17 protein-coding genes are annotated in these 18399 nt (G+C 59.9%); 3 read left to right on the top strand and 14 right to left on the bottom strand.

Going from position 1 to position 18399, the window contains the following annotated elements; translation table 11 throughout:
* Positions 1-143: 143 nt before the first annotated feature.
* The 10 genes from HX866_RS02360 to HX866_RS02315 all read right to left on the bottom strand — a co-directional run bounded on the left by HX866_RS02360 (position 144) and on the right by HX866_RS02315 (position 9432).
* Complete coding sequence (locus tag HX866_RS02360; RefSeq protein ID WP_177092906.1) at positions 144-1187, bottom strand: phage baseplate assembly protein; 1044 nt, start codon at positions 1185-1187, stop codon at positions 144-146.
* Positions 1188-1190: 3 nt separating this feature from the next.
* Positions 1191-2477, bottom strand: coding sequence for a DNA circularization protein (locus tag HX866_RS02355; protein ID WP_177092907.1), 1287 nt, complete (start codon positions 2475-2477; stop codon positions 1191-1193).
* Positions 2467-4503, bottom strand: a complete 2037-nt coding sequence (locus HX866_RS02350; RefSeq protein WP_177092908.1) for a phage tail protein — start codon at positions 4501-4503, stop codon at positions 2467-2469. The genes HX866_RS02355 and HX866_RS02350 overlap by 11 nt, the downstream gene beginning before the upstream one ends.
* A gap of 130 nt (positions 4504-4633) precedes the next feature.
* The gene (locus tag HX866_RS02345) at positions 4634-4930 is read right to left on the bottom strand and encodes a phage tail assembly protein (RefSeq protein WP_177092909.1); all 297 of its coding nucleotides are present in this window, start codon (positions 4928-4930) and stop codon (positions 4634-4636) included.
* Entirely contained in the window at positions 4927-5274 is a 348-nt protein-coding gene (locus HX866_RS02340; RefSeq protein ID WP_177092910.1) for a phage tail tube protein, read from the bottom strand. The genes HX866_RS02345 and HX866_RS02340 overlap by 4 nt, the downstream gene beginning before the upstream one ends.
* Before the next feature lie 66 nt (positions 5275-5340).
* The gene (locus HX866_RS02335) at positions 5341-6837 is read right to left on the bottom strand and encodes a phage tail sheath subtilisin-like domain-containing protein (protein WP_177092911.1); all 1497 of its coding nucleotides are present in this window, start codon (positions 6835-6837) and stop codon (positions 5341-5343) included.
* Positions 6837-7019 (bottom strand): DUF2635 domain-containing protein, encoded by a 183-nt coding sequence (locus tag HX866_RS02330; RefSeq protein ID WP_040064837.1) that lies wholly within the window; start codon positions 7017-7019, stop codon positions 6837-6839. The genes HX866_RS02335 and HX866_RS02330 overlap by 1 nt, the downstream gene beginning before the upstream one ends.
* Entirely contained in the window at positions 7016-7600 is a 585-nt protein-coding gene (locus HX866_RS02325; protein WP_177092912.1) for a phage tail terminator protein, read from the bottom strand. The genes HX866_RS02330 and HX866_RS02325 overlap by 4 nt, the downstream gene beginning before the upstream one ends.
* Before the next feature lie 137 nt (positions 7601-7737).
* The gene (locus HX866_RS02320) at positions 7738-8085 is read right to left on the bottom strand and encodes a phage holin family protein (protein ID WP_177092913.1); all 348 of its coding nucleotides are present in this window, start codon (positions 8083-8085) and stop codon (positions 7738-7740) included.
* A gap of 603 nt (positions 8086-8688) precedes the next feature.
* On the bottom strand, positions 8689-9432 hold the full coding sequence (locus tag HX866_RS02315) for a LexA family transcriptional regulator (protein WP_177092914.1): 744 nt from the start codon (positions 9430-9432) through the stop codon (positions 8689-8691).
* A 215-nt stretch (positions 9433-9647) separates the two neighbouring features.
* Between HX866_RS02315 and HX866_RS02310 the strand changes: the two genes are divergently transcribed.
* From HX866_RS02310 to fdxA, 3 genes are all read left to right on the top strand, one after another.
* Positions 9648-10382: a carbonic anhydrase gene (locus HX866_RS02310; RefSeq protein ID WP_177092915.1), complete on the top strand. Its 735-nt coding sequence runs from the start codon at positions 9648-9650 to the stop codon at positions 10380-10382.
* A gap of 238 nt (positions 10383-10620) precedes the next feature.
* The gene (mutS, locus tag HX866_RS02305) at positions 10621-13200 is read left to right on the top strand and encodes a DNA mismatch repair protein MutS (protein WP_177092916.1); all 2580 of its coding nucleotides are present in this window, start codon (positions 10621-10623) and stop codon (positions 13198-13200) included.
* 142 nt (positions 13201-13342) lie between these two features.
* The gene (gene fdxA, locus HX866_RS02300; protein WP_100938647.1) at positions 13343-13666 is read left to right on the top strand and encodes a ferredoxin FdxA; all 324 of its coding nucleotides are present in this window, start codon (positions 13343-13345) and stop codon (positions 13664-13666) included.
* A 517-nt stretch (positions 13667-14183) separates the two neighbouring features.
* Here the strand turns inward: fdxA and HX866_RS02295 are convergent.
* The 4 genes from HX866_RS02295 to groL all read right to left on the bottom strand — a co-directional run bounded on the left by HX866_RS02295 (position 14184) and on the right by groL (position 18391).
* Complete coding sequence (locus HX866_RS02295) at positions 14184-14408, bottom strand: hypothetical protein (RefSeq protein WP_177092917.1); 225 nt, start codon at positions 14406-14408, stop codon at positions 14184-14186.
* A 219-nt stretch (positions 14409-14627) separates the two neighbouring features.
* Positions 14628-15908, bottom strand: a complete 1281-nt coding sequence (locus tag HX866_RS02290; protein ID WP_177092918.1) for a sensor histidine kinase — start codon at positions 15906-15908, stop codon at positions 14628-14630.
* Positions 15898-16581 carry a two-component system response regulator ColR gene (colR, locus tag HX866_RS02285; RefSeq protein ID WP_177092919.1) on the bottom strand — a complete coding sequence of 228 codons (684 nt, stop codon included), beginning with the start codon at positions 16579-16581 and terminating at the stop codon, positions 15898-15900. The genes HX866_RS02290 and colR overlap by 11 nt, the downstream gene beginning before the upstream one ends.
* A 166-nt stretch (positions 16582-16747) precedes the next feature.
* Positions 16748-18391 (bottom strand): chaperonin GroEL, encoded by a 1644-nt coding sequence (groL, locus tag HX866_RS02280; RefSeq protein ID WP_177099657.1) that lies wholly within the window; start codon positions 18389-18391, stop codon positions 16748-16750.
* Positions 18392-18399: the final 8 nt, after the last annotated feature.

The raw sequence follows: 18399 nt of genomic DNA, 5'->3' as shown, positions 1-18399 counted from the left end.
GCGGTGTGTCAGGGAGGCCGCTATCGCCAGCCAGCTGACTCCTGCAGGTTTTGGGTCGTATGCAAAATGCGGGTTGGACACGAACACTGCAGGGGCCAGCTGGCTGGCGATAGCGGCAGAACAGACGCAACAGATGAGGCGGGCTACTTGGCCTTGGCAGGTGCCGGTGTGGCATCGAAGACCTGCGGTGGCGCCACGACCAGGGTGGTGATCGAGCCCTGCGCAGACAACGAATAAGTCACCTTGGAGATGAGCATGTCCTGGTCCACATCCAGCACTGGATCCTTCACCCGCACGGTCAGGTTGTGTCGCCACAGATCACCGTTGGACTGTCGCCAGCCCTGCACGGTGTAGGTGGTCGTCAGGGCCCTGGCGCGGCGTGTCGCCCGCTCCCAGTCAGCCCGTTGCTGGGCCAGCACCGGAGTAAGCTGCGCGCTTTCACTGATCACCGTGACGCGCTTGCGATCCGGACTGGTCTCGCTGGACACCCCGGAGACTTCGCTCACTGCACTGCCGCTGCTCTGGTCGCTGCCCTTGTGCTGGCCGATCACCCGGTACTCGGAGAACACCGCGCTGTAGTCCCTCGCCGTATTGGCCGAAAGAATATTCTTGCCCAGCTCCAGTGCATCCGTCGCCCGCCCGGCACTTCCGGGTTTGGCGAGTACCAGGTTGCCGGCCGCGTCGTCGGTGGAGAACACCCGATACAAGGTCAGCAACCGATCGATGGACTTGAACACCGTCTCACCCGGCACGATGCTGTGGGTTTGCAGTTTGGTGGTTTCCGGGATCTCGCTGCGCACATTGATCTTGTAGGGTTTGGCCAGTGCCTCGACGATCTTCAGCAGGCTCTGTTCACGCCATTGGCTCGGCTGGTTGACGGCCGCGCAATCCACCAGGTCCTGGGTCAGCGAACTGCCCTCGACCGTCAGGCTGATCTGATTGCCGTCATAGCTGATGGGGGCCTTGAACACGTAACCGGTCAGGACCTGATCGCAGCCGATCATGACCGAACAGCGGGCACCGGCCTTGATCGGCAGGGCCTGGGTCTGCCCGGGCCATTTCCAGGTGATACCGAGCTTGAAGGTACGGAATTGACGCTCGAGGTCAGCACTGATCTCGATGGTCTTCCAGCCCTCATAACTCAGGCCGTCGACCAACAGGACGACGGCATTGTCGATGTCGGTCATGGCTTACTCCTGGGAGATCTGCAACGGCGTCGGCGGTATGAAACCGGGGTGCGGAATCCGGTTGCGCTGCACCACTTCACCCACTCGCGTGGCATCACCAAGCTTATCGTAAGATACGAGCAGGGCCGGCTGGGTGCTCTTGGGCGTCAGGTCAACCAGCCGCACCCCATTGGACGCCACCGCGTTGAGATGCTGCGTCAGCGCCTGGCGTACCGTACTGAGTGCGTCGTATTGCACCGCATCAGCCTTGAGCGCCGCCTGCCAGATCACATCGTTGAGGCCGTCGCGCAGCGCCAGCACATCGTCGACCACTGGCACATCGGCACGTTGCACCGGCTGCTGGGCTTGTTGGGCCAGCGACGGTGTGCTCGTCAGTTTCACCGCCGGCGTCGCGACCGGAATCATTGATACAAACTGGGAGATCTGTACCAGCAACGCATCCTGGATCAGGTTCACCGTAGCCTGTGAGGCCGCGGCGGTGTCCTTGCCAATAGTCAGTTTGGAGGCGTCGAGGGACTTGGCGTCCTCGACCTGTTTCGAGAGGTCGGCCAGCATTCCGTGATAGCCCTTGAGGGCATAGTCTTTCAAGCCCCGGACTTCACCCACAACACTCTTGACTTCGCCCACCAACCCATTGAATTGGCCTAGCACCCCTTTGACTGCGGCACTCACTTGCTGAGGAAACTCCTTGACCGTGCGAACCATGGCATAGATGTTTGCGTACGTGTTGATCAGCGGCTGCAACTCCTGTTCAACCACGTGATACGCCGTGTCGATCCCCTGGCGCAGGTTTTCCAGGCTGATCCGCGCCTTGTTGATCTGCGACATCGCCCCATCGAAACGTATCACCGAAGTGTCGAGCAATTTGTCCGACGCCACCTGCAATTGCTTCTGGGTATTGACGACTGCCTTGGGGAACGGCAGCGGCTCGTCTGGATAAAACTTCAGGCTGAAGGTCACCAACCCGCCATCCTGGCGGGTCTGGGTCATCTCGCATTCGCCGACCTTGACCTGCATCCGCCCCTGCCACGGGTGAACCAGTTCGCCGCTGCCCTCCTCCAATGCCTTGAGCAGCGCGTCGCGCTTATCAAGGCAATCGGCGCCAACGATAAAAGCCGTCAGGTCATAGATCTTCGACTGCTGGCCGAGACCTTCAAAAAACGACCGGTCGCGCTGCGGGTATTCATGCAACTGGCCTTTCTGGCCGACCGGGTTTTTTGCCTGGTCGACCCAGAATGGTACGCCGCGAAACGACGCCGGCAACAAACGATCACGCCAGTTAGTTGCCATAGGCACCTCCGTAGGAAAGCGAGCGGTAGCCGACGCGAGGCGTCAGGTCCAGGCCCGGTTGATTGGTTTGCGCTTGATCGACGCGCAAGCCCGCTGGCGCATCTTTGAAGTTCACGGTCAAGCCGCCTTCGAGTTGCGTGCGGTTGTTGGCGGCGGTTTGCTGGACAAGGTTGCTGGAGTTGCTCGTCAGGCCGGAGTCAGAGCTGCTCGACGAGTCGCCCCAATTCCAGAAAGAAGAACCGCCGCCACTGGCCGCCTTGGCATTCGCGGCCTCCTGTTGCTGCGCCAGACCATCGACCTTACCGGTGACCTTGGCGACAAACTCACCGAAACCACCACTGAACAATTCCTTGATCGGTGTGATAAAGGTCTGCAACTTGCTCCACCAGCCCGCGAACCAGGCAACAATCGGATCCCAGTTCCTGATGACCATCGCCAGTGGTGACCAGTCGAACATCGTCTGGAAAAAGTCCATGACCGGGACCGCCAGGCTTCGCAGGACATCCCACAAGTCCGAAAAGACCTTGCTGATGGGGCCCCAGATAGCGACAATCTGCTCAATGGGGGACCACTCGAACACGCTCTTGAGAAAATCCACCACCGGTGCGGTCACCGTTTTGATCGAGTTCCAGACGCCTTCGAAAAATGCGCTGATGGCCCCCCAGTTATTGATGACCAGCCCCGACGGCGACCAGTCGAACACCTCCTTGAGAAAGTCCACCGCCGGTGCGCTGACGATTTTGATCGTGTCCCAGAGCTGTTCGAAAAAGGCGCTGATCGCTCCCCAGTTGTTGACGATCAGCCCCAATGGCGACCAGTCGAACACGCTTTTGAGAAAGCCCACCAGCGGTGCGCTGGCGATTTTGATCCTGTCCCAGAGCTGTTCGAAAAAAGCGCTGACCGCCTCCCAACCACTGCGGATCATTTGTAGCGGCGACCAGTCGAACAGGGATTTGAGAAAACCCACCAGCGATGCGCTGGCGATCTTGATCGAATCCCAGAGCTGTTCAAAAAAGGCGCTGATCGCCCCCCAGTTATTGACGACCCGCCCCAGCGGCGACCAGTCGAACACGCTTTTGAGAAAGGCCATTACGGGCACGGCCAAAGCTTTGAGCAATCGCCAGATCGAATCGAAGAGCCCCGTCAGCGGTACCCAGTTGTCCATGACCAGACCCACCGGTGTCCAGGAAAACAGCTCCTTGAAGAAGTCGAACACCGAAACGGCTGCCGTCGTGATCGAGTCCCAGAGGCTGGCAAAAAATACGCTGATGGTCTCCCAACCCGCCGTAATAATCGGCATCGGTGACCAGTCGAGCACTGCCTGCAGCCCCGTCATGAAGGTGGCCGCCATGCTCTTGATGCCGTCCCAAAGCCCCTTGAAGAAGCCTGAGATCGGTTCCCAGTAAGCAATGATAATCCCCGCCACAACGGCGATGCCCAGCGCAACCAGACCAATAGGAGAAGACAGGAAACCGACTTTGAGCAACTCCATCGCGCCCATTACACCGGTCACCGCTCCCCGCATGACGGTAAACGCCAACGCCCCCGCTGCCAGGCCCTGAACCAGATTCGGATTGGCCGCCACGAACTCGGCGACGGTACTCACCAGCGGTACCAGCGCCGTCACTACGGAGTTCACTACGGGCAACAGTGCCTGGCCGAACTTCACCGAAATGCTGTCGACCGCCTCACTCAACTTCGCCAGATTTTTCGCCGTATCCCCCAACTTCGCATCCGGCAACTCAGGGCCCTCAGCCCCTTTTCGGGCTTCGGCCAGCTTGTTTTCTTCCTTGATCGCCGCCTGGACCCCCGCGACAAAATGCTCCGCCAAACCACCGCCCTTGAGCACAGCGGAGATGTCCAGTTTGCCCAGGCCGCTATCCTCCAGGCTCTTTTTGAAACTCCCGACTTTTGTGGTGACCTTTGCCATGTCATCGTCCATCTTCTGGACGCCGTTCACGACAACGGCCATGTTCACAACGGTCTGGGTATTGATCGCCGTGAGCGCGTTATTTGTCGTAGCCATCACTGCACCTGCTGCATCGCATTGATCCGTTGCGCGTGCTCCAGGGATTCCCGGAGCACATCCAGTGGCCTGGCCATCATCTGTTCGGGGTCAACCTTCCAGAACCAGGCCAGGTCATAGGCGACCGCAATCAGCTCGCCGATGGCTGCGATGCCGCACTCATGAAAAAACCCGCCACCGCCCAGCTCAAGGTGTTGAGGTCGGACAGGTCCAGCTGGTTGACCGACGACGGCGGGATGCCGGCGCAGACCGCGATGTACTTGGCCGCGACATCCATGTCGAGGCTGACGTCTTCGCCCTTGTCGATCTTGTACGGCAACGCCTTGATCGCCCGCACTTCCTGCACCGTCGGACGACGCAGGGTGAGTTCGGTCAATGGCTCGCCGTGGGCCTCGATGGGCACCTGCAGCTTCACTGGATCAGTCATTGCCAGGTCCCCTTGATGCCTTCGAATTTCAGCGCGATGGTCGCGTCATCACCCTTGGCAGACGGGGTGTCGGTCAGATAGGCACCGGCCAGCACGTAGACCTTGCCGTTGCTGAATTCGCAGGTGACGGTCATATCAACACCGGCGACCAGTTGCTTGAGCGGGAAGTCCGGCGTGTACAGCGCGGTGACCGCGAAAGTGGGGGCGACGTCGGTTTCCTTGTAGAAACCCGGCACGACCGTTTCCCGTTTGACGAACATCAGCGGGGCTTCACAGCCGCCATTGATAGTCAGTTGAGCGCCGTCCACTTTGACGTAGCAGGTGCCCGCAATCAGTTGACCCATGGTGTATCTCCTTGCAATAAAAAGCCCGCATCGAGCGGGCTGGGGTTACGCAGTGTGGGCAGGCGATCAGGCCGCCGCGTCGTACTGCAGGCGGAACTGGTTGAGCAGCGCGAACACACGCAGGCCGTTGATGTAGTCCGGCGGGAACAGCACGTTGACCCGGCTCGGATCCTGGCTGTCACGCTCGACGACCAGGTGTTCGGCGAACATCTCGGCGTTCTCCACGTGGCCTTCCAGTTCGAGCTTGGCGTACTGGGCGATCAGCTCACCGCGGATGGTGCTCGGGGTGATGATCGGCTGGCCGGCGCCGAAACGGGTGCCGTCGTCCGCCAGCTTGTGGCGACCGTACTTGCTGGTGATCACGCTTTGCAGGCGGCGCACGATAAAGGCCGACTGGTGCATGGTCTCGCTGTCCAGGTAGGAGTTGTCGGCCTGACCGTAAGCGTTTTTCTGGTAGGTGGTGATCGCACGCTGGATGCGTACATAACCGCCTTCGTAGTAGGCAGTAGCCAGACCGTAGCTGAGCAGCGACTGACGCTCGGTCAGGGTGAAGCGCTCGCTGGCCACGGCCGGATCGATGCCTGCCAGGCTACCGCTCTGAGTCGGACGGCTGGCATCGGCGGAGATGAACACCGAAGTCCGCGCAGCCAAGGCAGCGGCCTGGACCCAGAACGGTTGCGGCACACCCGGCTCCATGGACAGGATGGTCATGTGCTGGTCATTACGGGTTTGACCGGCAGCTACCAGGGTGCCGACAGTACCGCGCTTGGCGCTGTAGACATGGCCGAACAGCTGCTTGGACCAGGACCAGCGACCGACGCTGTCGTCCATCGCCGCTTGCCAGGCATTCAGGGTCACCACATCGGACCAGGGCTGGCAGATGAACTCGAACGGCTCGTCACCGAGTGCCGCGAGTGCCGCAACCTGGTCCGGCACACCGGTGCCACCGGCCATTGCTGCGGAAACGATGGTCAGGCCGGCTGGAGTCTGCTCGCCATTGCTCTTGCCCAGGCGATTGAACTGCAGGCTGATGTCGTTGCCGCTGTCACCGGTCCATTTGCAGCTCAGGCTGACGGTGCCGTCAGTGGCGATAGCGCTCACCGGCAGGTCGGTCGCGGCGTTGACTTGCAGCGCCAGGGTGGTGGCTGCCTGGGCGGCGGTCGCCCCGTTGACCACGGTGGCCTGGACTCGAACACCACCGACATACAGGTTGAGCACGCCGCTTTCGGTGGCGGTACCCGTCAGCTTCAGATCGGCCTTGGCGATGCTGCCCACGGTACTTTGCAACGGCAGGCACCAGATTTCGCCGATCGAATCGGTCTTGCGCCAGGTGTCGTACATCGAGGCGAGCATCGAGCCCTGACCGCCAATGCTTTTCGCCAGGGCGAGGCTGGACACCAGCACCAGGCTACCGACTTCGGTGCTGGTGACGTTGTCATTGACCTGGGCAACGATCAGGCCACGCAGGGCCGACGACGCGCTATTGGCCGCCGAGTTGTCCATTTCGGCGTAGAACAGCGGAACACGCAGGTCCGCGGGGATGTTGCTGAATCCGATAGCCATTATTGGGCATCCTGTGGTTGTGCCGCTTGCACGGCGTTGAGGGTGATATCGCCATCAGCCAGACGACGGCGCCACCAGGCGCTGTCGGCGACTTCACGGCCTTCGAGCGGTAGCAGGTCGCCGGCTTCCGGGTCCGGTACGGCACGGCCTGGGGCCGGCACTACGGTGATGCGTTGGGTCATTGCGTTACGTCTCCAGAGAAAGTCAGCTCCAGGCGCCCGTCGGGGCCTGGGCGGTGCAGATTGGGGTCGGCGGGGTCGATGGCATCGACCTTCACCGTGACCCCGGTAAAAGACGGCAAGCCGTCCAATTCACGCTCGTGCCAGGTTTCGGCCGGGTCCGTGGAGCGATTGCGCCCCAGCTGGAACTCGGCGAAGAAATGCAGGCGATAGAGCAGGCGGCTGGCATTGACCGAGATCAGTTCGCCGCCGTCGTATTCGATGGGGTTGTAGAAGGTGTCGGGTTTGAAACCGACCAGGGCACGCCAGAGTTCGGCGCGCAGACTGTGGACTTGGTCGAAGGCTTGGGTGCCATTGCTGGCGTCGAGTACCAGGGTCAGTTCCAGGCGGTCGGTCAGGGTTTGGCGGGTGACGTTTTGTGAGGCGTCGGTGCTTGCCAGGTCGGTGATCACCGTGACGAATGCCGCCGGGGTCTGGAGCGTGGTGTTGCTTTGCAGCAGATCGAGATCAAGGCCGGTCGAGATGTGTTGGGCAAGACTGGGACATTGAGCACGCAGTTGCGTGAGGATCGGGGTGATGTTCATGGGGGTTCACCGGGTAATAAAAAACCCGTCGATTGACGGGTTCGACAGGCGATCATTCGCCTCCTGAAAGCCCGCGTCCTTGCGGGCTGGGCCCTACTCTCGGGCCCGCTGGCTCCAGTCCGTTGGCAATAATCCGGCTATTGTTCCGGCCGGGTCTCCGGGGGAGGCACTTCGTCCACCCCCAGGCGCTTGGCCGCCCAGCGTTCATAAAGACCGATGGCGGCATCCGCTCCGGCCATGGCGGTCAAACAACCAAAGGCACCCGCGGTCCAGATCGACACGCCGGCGGCATACAGCAGCATGATGGTCGACACACCGCAGACCATGCAGGCCCCGGAGCGCAGCACCAGGCGCCGCAGCAGTACCCAGCCACGGGCACCGTCCTTGTCGGCGCGCCACATTTCGCCGGAAACCCCGCCGACCACGGCCAGCAAGATGACCAGCCAGATAGGCATGTCCACCAACGCTTGTTGCTCGTTCGTCATCTCACGCCTCCTGCAATAGAAAAAGGCCATTCATTGGCCGGTGATGGTTTGGGCTTGTTGTTCAAGGTGAAGGGTTCTCGTGAGAGCCCGCGTTCGGTGGGCATTCCAAAAAGCCCGGTCGCCCAGGCTTTTCAGTAATGCGGTCCTGATGCCCCGCCCTGGAGCCGCTCGCGTTTTCGGCGATGGCGGCTGTGGCCGGACACCTGATCTTTCGGCGCTACTGGCGCGGTACGGATCGATTCAAATTGTTCTTCCGACCGCGACCCTGTCCGCCGGATAACTGCTTACGGTGCTTTACGCTGCACACCCGGGTCAGTTGCCAACCCTCTGAACCGTTAAGGCCGGTTCATCGCTGCCTGTTCTTTGAAGCGGTACGACTAAAGAGCTTCGGGTTACCCCCGGCATCGCTGCCTTTGGCTGACCTTTCCGGCCGGCTTGGGACAGAGAATATGCATGTATGCATATACAGTCAATGCACAAATGCATTTATTTATGCGCAAGAAATGCACTGACGCATGAAAGCCACGCCGATCAAGGGTTTGATCTTTTTTACGGACGAAAAAAAACCCACATCGCTGTGGGTTTTTTCTGAATCAGGGAGGGTTAGCGGGCGTACATGCCCCACCAGAAGACGTGACCGAGGATGGTGATCTGCTCTTCCTGGATCTCCTGGAAGCTGTAGTCCTCGTCCGGATGCTCGTCGCGGTTGAAGCTGCGCAGGCGGATCCCGGTTGGCAGGCGATAGAGTTGCTTCACCCGTAGCTGACCATTGTGGTTGATGGCATAGAGGTCGCCATCGACGATATCGCCGATGGCGCTCTTGCCCGCGTTGACCCCGACCGTGGCCCCGTCGCGTAGCACCGGCAACATGCTATTGCCGCGCACGGTCACGCACTTGGCCTGGTCGAACTGCACGCCGTTGTGGCGCAGGCTGCGCTTACCGAAGCGCAAGCTGGCCTTCTCGCTTTCTTCTATGACGAATCTTCCTGATCCAGCAGCCAATTCAACCTCGCGAAGAAAGGGGACGGACACTTCGTCTTCATCGACGGGAGTGTCGTCGTCCCACAGGCTTATATCCTTGAGTTCGGAGTGCGGTGTGCCCTGTTCCTGATCCCGGGCAACAGCCACGGGTGCGCGTCCGCGCAACTGGTCGGTGCTGATGCCGAAGTACTCGGCGATCTTCGAGATATGCTTGTCCGAAGGATCGACAATCTTCCCGCTGAGGATGCGCGACAAGGTGGATTGGGGCACGCCGGTACGACGGTGAAGCTCCGTGGGGGAGATCCCGTGACGATCGAGCTGCGCTCGTAGGACGGTAGAAACGTTGCGTATTTGCATAAGGCGCATATTGCTTGCGCTTTTCTGGAATGGCAAATGCTGATTTGCATATTTTATGCATAGACAGTCGCACGATGCGCACCAAGGGCGACGGGAGCGTTATTTCCGCCCAATAGCGATCAGTCCCATCGCAAATCCGTATTAAAAACTGTCATTTCTGACAGTAGTTACTTATTTTTCCGAATCTTAAGCTCGGGTCTCGACATTGCTCGAGACCCACCATCATGAACACCTCCAATGTGGCCGTATCCGTGATACTCGCCATCCTGTCGTTGAACAGCCACGCCGCCTCCTGGGGTTACGAGGGGAATGTTGGCCCCACCCACTGGGGTCAGGTGGATCCGGAATACATCAGTTGCAGCACTGGCAAGCAGCAGTCACCGGTCAACATTGAAACCCACCATGCGAAAAGCTCGAAACTCCCCGGCCTGTCTTTTCAGTACACCCCTCAAGCCGCTGAAATAACCAATAACGGGCATACGATTCAAATCAATGTCGCCCGCGGCAGCCTGCTGCGCTTTGACGATGAAGACTTCGAACTCAGGCAGTTTCACTTCCATACCCCAAGCGAAGAGGAAATAGACGGCAAGTCCTTTCCGATGGACGCGCATTTTGTCCACAACTCTGACGACGGCCAGATTGTCGTCGTGGCGGTTCTATTCAAGGAGGGAAGAAAAAACCAGAACCTGGAAGCTGTTTTCAACACACTGCCGGATGTTGGCAAAATCACGGAAGTTGTGGCCTTCAATCCCGCCAGCGTCCTCCCGCCTCACAGCAGCTATTACAAATACCAGGGCTCATTGACGACACCACCTTGCAGTAGCGGTGTCACCTGGCTAGTCATGAAGACACCGGTCGAGCTGTCCCATGATCAGATCGCCGCCTTTCAAAGGCTTTATCCAATGAACGCACGCCCTGTCCAACCCCTGAACTCGAGGGTTATCGAGTCCAGTGATTGATCGTCGGTAATATCTGAAAAATGTGTGGACCGGATCTGAGCAAGACGCCGCATCCGGTTCCTCAGCGCAGCCGGAACGAAGTCCGACACCGGCTTCATCCCTTCCTCCGCGCACAGTCTGCAACAGGCCACTTCAGCGGATATCCGACCACCCGTGTTAACCTTGCTCCCATCGAAAAAGTCCCGCGCCAGGCGCTCGACTCTGCTCTCCACTCAAAACGAATCCGCCTAAGTATCCGATGAGTAAAAATAGCCCCGACCTGTCCAGCCACACCCCGATGATGCAGCAATACTGGCGCCTGAAGAACCAGCACCCCGACCAGCTGATGTTCTACCGCATGGGCGACTTCTACGAGATCTTCTATGAAGATGCGAAGAAGGCCGCCAAGCTGCTCGATATCACCCTCACCGCCCGTGGGCAGTCGGCCGGACAGGCGATTCCGATGTGTGGGATTCCTTACCACTCCCTCGAGGGCTATCTGGTCAAGCTGGTGAAGCTCGGCGAGTCGGTGGTGATCTGCGAACAGATCGGCGATCCGGCCACCAGCAAGGGGCCGGTCGAGCGTCAGGTGGTGCGGATCATCACCCCCGGTACCGTCAGCGACGAAGCCCTGCTCGATGAGCGCCGCGACAACCTGATTGCCGCCGTGCTCGGTGACGAGCGCTTGTTCGGCCTGTCCGTGCTGGACATCACCAGCGGCAACTTCACGGTCCTTGAAATCAAGGGCTGGGAAAACCTGCTGGCGGAGCTGGAGCGGATCAATCCGGTCGAACTGATGATCCCGGACGACTGGCCGCAAGGCTTGCCTGCGGAGAAACGTCGTGGGACCCGTCGTCGCGCGCCGTGGGATTTCGAACGGGATTCCGCGCATAAAAGTCTTTGCCAGCAATTTTCCGTGCAAGACCTCAAAGGCTTCGGCTGCGAGACCCTGACCCTGGCCATCGGCGCTGCCGGCTGCTTGCTCAGCTATGCCAAGGAAACCCAGCGCACCGCCCTGCCGCACTTGCGCAGCCTGCGCCATGAGCGCCTGGACGACACCGTGGTGCTCGACGGTGCCAGCCGCCGTAACCTGGAACTGGACACCAACCTCGCCGGCGGCCGCGAAAATACCCTGCAATCGGTGGTCGACCGTTGCCAGACCGCCATGGGCAGCCGCCTGCTGACCCGCTGGTTGAACCGCCCGTTACGCGACCTCAAGGTCCTGCAAGCACGCCAGAGCTCCATCACGTGCCTGCTGGAAAGCTACCGCTTCGAAAAACTGCAACCGCAGCTCAAGGAAATCGGCGACATCGAGCGGATCCTTGCGCGGATCGGCCTGCGCAACGCCCGGCCTCGCGATCTGGCGCGCCTGCGCGACGCCCTCGGCGCCCTGCCGCAGTTGCAGGATGCGATGCTCGAACTGGACGCCCCACACCTCAAGCAACTGGCTGTCACCACCAAGACCTACCCGGAGCTGGCAATCCTGCTGGAGCGCGCCATCATCGATAACCCGCCGGCGATCATCCGCGACGGCGGCGTCCTGAAAACCGGCTACGACGCAGAACTGGACGAGTTGCTGTCGCTGAGCGAAAACGCCGGGCAGTTCCTTATCGACCTGGAAGCCCGGGAAAAAGCCCGCACCGGCCTGGCCAACCTCAAGGTCGGCTACAACCGGGTCCACGGCTATTTCATCGAATTGCCGAGCAAACAGGCCGAATCGGCACCGGCGGACTACATCCGACGCCAGACCCTCAAGGGCGCCGAGCGCTTTATCACCCCGGAACTCAAGGAGTTCGAGGACAAGGCGCTGTCGGCCAAGAGCCGCGCCCTGGCCCGGGAGAAGATGCTCTACGAAGCCTTGCTGGAAACCCTGATCGGCGAACTCCCGCCATTGCAGGACACCGCCGCGGCCCTGGCCGAGCTGGATGTGTTGAGCAACCTGGCCGAACGGGCACTGAACCTGGACCTGAACTGCCCACGCTTTGTCGATGAACCGTGCATGCGCATCAGCCAGGGACGTCACCCGGTGGTCGAGCAGGTGCTGACTACACCGTTCGTGGCCAACGACCTGGCACTCGACGACAATACCCGCATGCTGGTGATCACCGGTCCGAATATGGGCGGTAAATCCACCTACATGCGTCAGACCGCCCTGATCGTGTTGCTGGCCCATATCGGCAGCTTCGTGCCGGCAGCCAGTTGCGAGTTGTCCCTGGTAGACCGGATCTTCACCCGGATCGGTTCCAGTGATGACCTGGCCGGTGGACGTTCGACCTTCATGGTCGAAATGAGCGAAACCGCCAACATCCTGCACAACGCCACCGAGCGCAGCCTGGTGCTGATGGACGAAGTCGGGCGCGGCACCAGCACCTTCGACGGCCTGTCCCTGGCCTGGGCGGCGGCGGAACGTCTCGCGCAACTGCGGGCCTACACCCTGTTCGCCACCCACTACTTCGAACTGACCGTGCTGCCAGAAAACGAGCCATTGGTGGCCAACGTGCATCTCAATGCCACCGAGCACAATGAGCGCATCGTTTTCCTCCACCACGTGCTCCCCGGCCCAGCCAGCCAGAGCTACGGCCTGGCGGTGGCGCAGCTGGCCGGCGTGCCGAGTGATGTGATCACCCGTGCCCGCGAACACCTGAGCCGCCTGGAAACCACCAGCCTGCCCCATGAAGTCCCGGTGGCCAAACCCGGAAAACCGGCCGCGCCGATGCAAAGCGACATGTTTGCCAGCCTGCCTCACCCGGTCCTGGATGAACTGGCCAAACTCAACCTCGATGACCTGACGCCGCGTCGTGCATTGGAAATGCTCTATACATTAAAGACACGGATCTAACGCAGCGGGCTGCAAGCTGCTAGAATCTCGCGCGGTTTGGGATGCTGCGAACTATTAGCCTGGTTCGCAGACTATCGCTCCTGAACCTGGCGAGCCCATTTCGATCGGGTTTCGCTGCCGCCGCCTGAGGAGAGAATTAGAAATGACCTTCGTCGTCACCGACAACTGCATCAAGTGCAAGTACACCGACTGCGTAGAAGTCTGTCCGGTGGACTGCTTTTACGAAGGCCCGAACTTCCTGGTCATTCACCCGGATGAGTGCATCGACTGCGCGCTTTGCGAGCCGGAATGCCCTGCTGTGGCTATTTTCTCCGAGGATGAAGTCCCGGAGGACATGCAAGAGTTCATTCAGTTGAACGTTGAGCTGGCCGAGATCTGGCCCAACATCACTGAAAAGAAAGAATCGCTGCCGGACGCTGAAGAGTGGGATGGCAAAAAAGGCAAGATCAAGGATCTCGAACGCTGATTGGATTGCGTTCGACTAAAAGGCCCCTTGCGGGCCTTTTTTTGTGTTTTCACTTTTCTACAGGCAAAAAAAAGGGGCGGTATGACCCGCCCACATTTTTTCCCTAGTCCCTTTTTTCCCTTTCATCATCCTGATGAATCGCATCCCGCGATGTTCCTTCCAGCAATCTGTCCTTGATCGCCGTGTCTATCCGTCGACACAGGGGCGATATTAAAGACTTTCTGAGCGGCTGCAACAGGATCCAAAGTGCCATCTCCCCCACATTGGATCCATTATTAGTATAAAAAAACCATATATTTCAATTGTTTAATTGAAATACTCAGTAATCGAGACGGAAAATTATCCTCGATCGCTTACGCAAGATGTAAGCAATGGCTTACACGCCCAAGCAGGTAAACAAGAACTTATGGATCCAATCCTGGTCCATGGCGTCCGAAAGCCGATGTTGAATCGAGCAAACGGCGCCCATAAAAAAGGCCTCGATCAATGCGAGGCCTGGGAGACGGACAGGACGATTTCAACTTTGCGGCTTGAGCCCTTGGGAAAGGCCGAACATGAACAACAGCAGATCGTGATCGGGTTTGGCGTCGGCCGCTTTGGCCGCACGTGGCAAAGGACAATGCCCGGCACCGACCGCTGCAGTCAGCACTTGAGGACCGGGCTGCTCCCAGGCCACCAGGGCCAGAGAAGCCACAGACAATGCGCTGACCAAAAACAAACCTCGAGCGACTTCTAACTTCATTACCATAAGCCTTTGATGGTATTGCTGAACATCTCTCCTCAAAATAGCTCAGTTTTCCCTGTGCCGTGGCACTCAACGACGAGTGGCGTCGTAGCCGTTTGAGATCATTTTGCCTGTCTCAGCGCGTGTGCAGCATGCCGATACGCCACGCAGCATACCGCGCAGAGCAGTCCAGGGGGACCTGCTGACGGCTCATCCCCAGTTGAATTTTGTATCCGCTCAAATATCGGCCCGGCCCAAATCGACATGAAAACGGCAGCCACTGGGTTCCATGGTGGTCAGGCTAACGTGCCAACCCTGGTTTTCGCAGATCCGCTGGACCAGCGACAGACCCAGCCCGAGGCCTTCACCGCGCTGTTCATTACCGCGCACAAAAGGCTGGAACATGGCTTCACGCTTCTCTTCGGGAATCCCCACGCCGCTGTCTTCCACCACGAATCCGGCGGGCTCCAGGGTAAGGCGGATAAAGCCCTGGTCGGTATAGTGCAGGGCATTGCGCAGCAGGTTGCCCATCACGGCCTGCAGAAAGGTGGCGTTATAGCGGGTATCCGGTGGGTTACCGGGATCGACGATCAGTTGCAGGCCTTTCTCTTCAATCGGCGTTCGCCACAGGCCGATCAGGTCGTCCGCCACCCGGCTCAAGGAGACCTGCGGCGACATACTGGCATCCTCGCGCTGAGCCCGGGCGAGCATCAGGAAGGTCTGCACCAGCTCGCGCATTTCCTCGCAAGCCCGGGCGATGCGCTCTACCTGATTGCGTCCACGCTGGTCGACGGCCGGGTTTTCCAGCAGCAGTTCGCAGGAGGTCGCGAGCACCATCAGCGGTGTACGCAACTCATGACTGACGTCGCTGGTGAACAGACGCTCGCGGGTCAGGGCGTCGCGCAAGCGGCCGAGGGTGGCGTCGAACGCCACCGCCAGCTCGCCCACTTCGTCGGCGGCATAGTCGGGCGCCAAGGGCGGTGCCAGGCCGAGCAACTGGTCGCGATGGCGCACCTGACGGGCCAGCCGCACCACCGGAGCCATCACCCGCCGGGCGAGGATCCAGCCGAGGAACACCGCCAGGGCCAGGGCCAGGACAAAACCCACCAGCACCACGGCAAACAGTACCCGCTCACGCTCTTCGAAATCACTCTGGTCCTGCAACAGCACATAACGCCGTCCGTCGACCACTTCGACCATCGCGTGGTAGGACAGTTGGTCGCGAAAGACCTCGTGGAACCCGGCGTCCAGATGACGCAGATCCCTGGGCAGGGCGAAATCCCCCGGGCCGCCGCTGAAATAGAACAGCTGGTCGGGCTCGGGCCGGTGATTCCAGTCGTTGACGCTGTCCATCAGCAACAGACGCTGGAGATCGCCCCCCAGGCCTGCGGAAATCAGCTTTTCCTCAACCAGGTGAACCGTTGCCACGATGCCCAGGGCAAACGTCCCCGCCACCAGGGCGCTCATCAGTGCAAAAGCGATGATGATCCGCTGGGCGAGGCTCTGTTTAAACTCCATCGCGGCCTTCGGCCAGGCGATAGCCGACGCCATGCACGGTCTGCAGCAACGGTTTTTCGAAAGGCTTGTCGATCACCTGGCGCAATTGGTGGACGTGACTGCGCAGGCTGTCGCTGTCCGGGCAATCGTCACCCCACAGGGCTTCCTCGAGGACTTCACGACGCAACACATGGGGGCTTTTCTGCATCAGCACCGCCAGCAGCTTCAGGCCCACGGGGTTGAGCTTGAGCAGGCGCCCTTCGCGGGTCACTTCCAGGGTATCGAGGTCGTAGCTCAGGTCGCCGACCTGGAGGGCCCGACGGCCACCGCCCTGGGCCCGACGCAGCACCGCTTCGATCCGCGCGGCCAGTTCCGACAAGGCGAACGGTTTGAGCAGGTAGTCGTCGGCACCGGACTTGAAGCCCTGCAGACGGTCATCCAGCTGGTCGCGGGCGGTGAGCATGATCACCGGGGTATCGCGCCGGGCATCTTCACGCAGGCGCTTGCACAGGGTGAAGCCATCGATCCCGGGCAACATGATGTCCAGCACGATCAGGTCGTAGTGCTCGGTGGCGGCCAGGTGCAAGCCCGACAAGCCATCCTGCGCACAGTCCACGGTATAGCCTTTAAGCCCCAGGTAATCAGCCAGGTTGGCGAGGATATCGCGGTTGTCTTCAACCAGTAGAATTCGCATGGGTACTCTCTCTGTATGCGGTAGCGGTCAAACAAGCCACAAGCTGCAAGCTAAAAGCAACAGAGCTAAAAGCTTGCGGCTCGAAGCTTACAGCTTGCCGCTGCCCAGCCCCAATAAAAAAGCCCCGGCCAATGGCCAGGGCTCTTTTTGCAGGGGTGGGGCCGACTTACATCATGCCGCCCATACCGCCCATGCCGCCCATGTCTGGCATAGCGCCGCCAGCTGGTGCGTCTTCCTTGATCTCGGCGATCATGGCTTCGGTGGTGATCATCAGGCTGGCAATCGACGAAGCCGCTTGCAGAGCCGAACGAGTCACTTTAGCCGGGTCCAGGATACCCATTTCGATCATGTCGCCGTATTCGCCGGTCGCTGCGTTGTAACCGAAGTTACCCGCGCCTTGCTTGACCTTGTCGACCACAACGCTTGGCTCGTCACCGGAGTTGGCAACGATCTGGCGCAGTGGCGCTTCAACAGCGCGACGCAGCAACTGGATACCGACGTTCTGATCGGAGTTGTCGCCTTTCAGCTCGGAGATTGCCTGCAGAGCGCGAACCAGAGCCACGCCACCGCCAGGTACCACGCCTTCTTCAACGGCCGCACGGGTAGCGTGCAGGGCGTCTTCAACGCGGGCTTTCTTCTCTTTCATTTCAACTTCGGAACCGGCGCCAACCTTGATCACTGCAACGCCGCCGGACAGCTTGGCCAGACGCTCTTGCAGTTTTTCACGGTCGTAGTCGGAGGAAGTGTCGGCAACCTGGGCACGGATCTGGGTGATACGCGCTTCGATATCGCCTTGTACGCCAGCACCGTCAACGATGATGGTGTTTTCCTTGGACAGGGTCACGCGCTTGGCGTTGCCCAGGTGCTCCAGGGTGGCGCTTTCCAGGCTCAGGCCGATCTCTTCGGAGATCACGGTGCCGCCGGTCAGGACAGCGATGTCCTGCAGCATGGCCTTGCGACGATCGCCGAAACCCGGAGCCTTGACGGCTGCGACCTTGACGATACCGCGCATGTTGTTCACAACCAGAGTCGCCAGGGCTTCGCCTTCAACGTCTTCGGCCACGATCAGCAGTGGACGGCCGGCTTTGGCAACGGCTTCCAGCACTGGCAGCATTTCGCGGATGTTGGAGATCTTTTTGTCGACCAGCAGGATCAGTGGACCGTCCAGTTCGGCGGTCATGGTCTCTGGCTTGTTGACGAAGTACGGGGACAGGTAGCCACGGTCGAACTGCATGCCTTCTACAACCGACAGTTCGTTTTCCAGGCCCGAGCCTTCTTCAACGGTGATCACGCCTTCTTTACCGACTTTTTCCATGGCTTCGGCAATGATGTCGCCGATGGTGCTGTCGGAGTTGGCGGAGATGGTGCCGACCTGAGCGATGGCCTTGGTGTCAGCGCAAGGCTTGGACAGGGCTTTGAGCTCTTTGACGATGGCGATGGTCGCCTTGTCGATGCCGCGCTTCAGGTCCATCGGGTTCATGCCGGCAGCGACAGCCTTCAGGCCTTCGTTGACGATCGACTGAGCCAGTACGGTGGCGGTGGTGGTACCGTCGCCTGCGTCATCGTTGGCACGGGAAGCAACGTCCTTGACCAGCTGCGCGCCCATGTTTTCAAAGCGATCTTTCAGCTCGATTTCCTTGGCAACGGAAACGCCGTCCTTGGTGATGGTCGGAGCGCCGAAGCTCTTCTCGATGATCACGTTACGGCCTTTCGGGCCCAGGGTCGCTTTTACCGCGTCAGCCAGGACGTTGACGCCTTTGAGCATTTTCTTGCGAGCGGAGTCGCCAAACAGAACTTCTTTAGCAGCCATGATCGTAA

It is taken from the genome of Pseudomonas gingeri, assembly GCF_013386165.1.
Classification (GTDB): Bacteria; Pseudomonadota; Gammaproteobacteria; order Pseudomonadales; family Pseudomonadaceae; genus Aquipseudomonas; species Aquipseudomonas gingeri_C.
The sequence above is the reverse complement of the archived record's forward strand: the minus strand, read 5'-3'. Positions and strand labels throughout refer to the sequence as shown.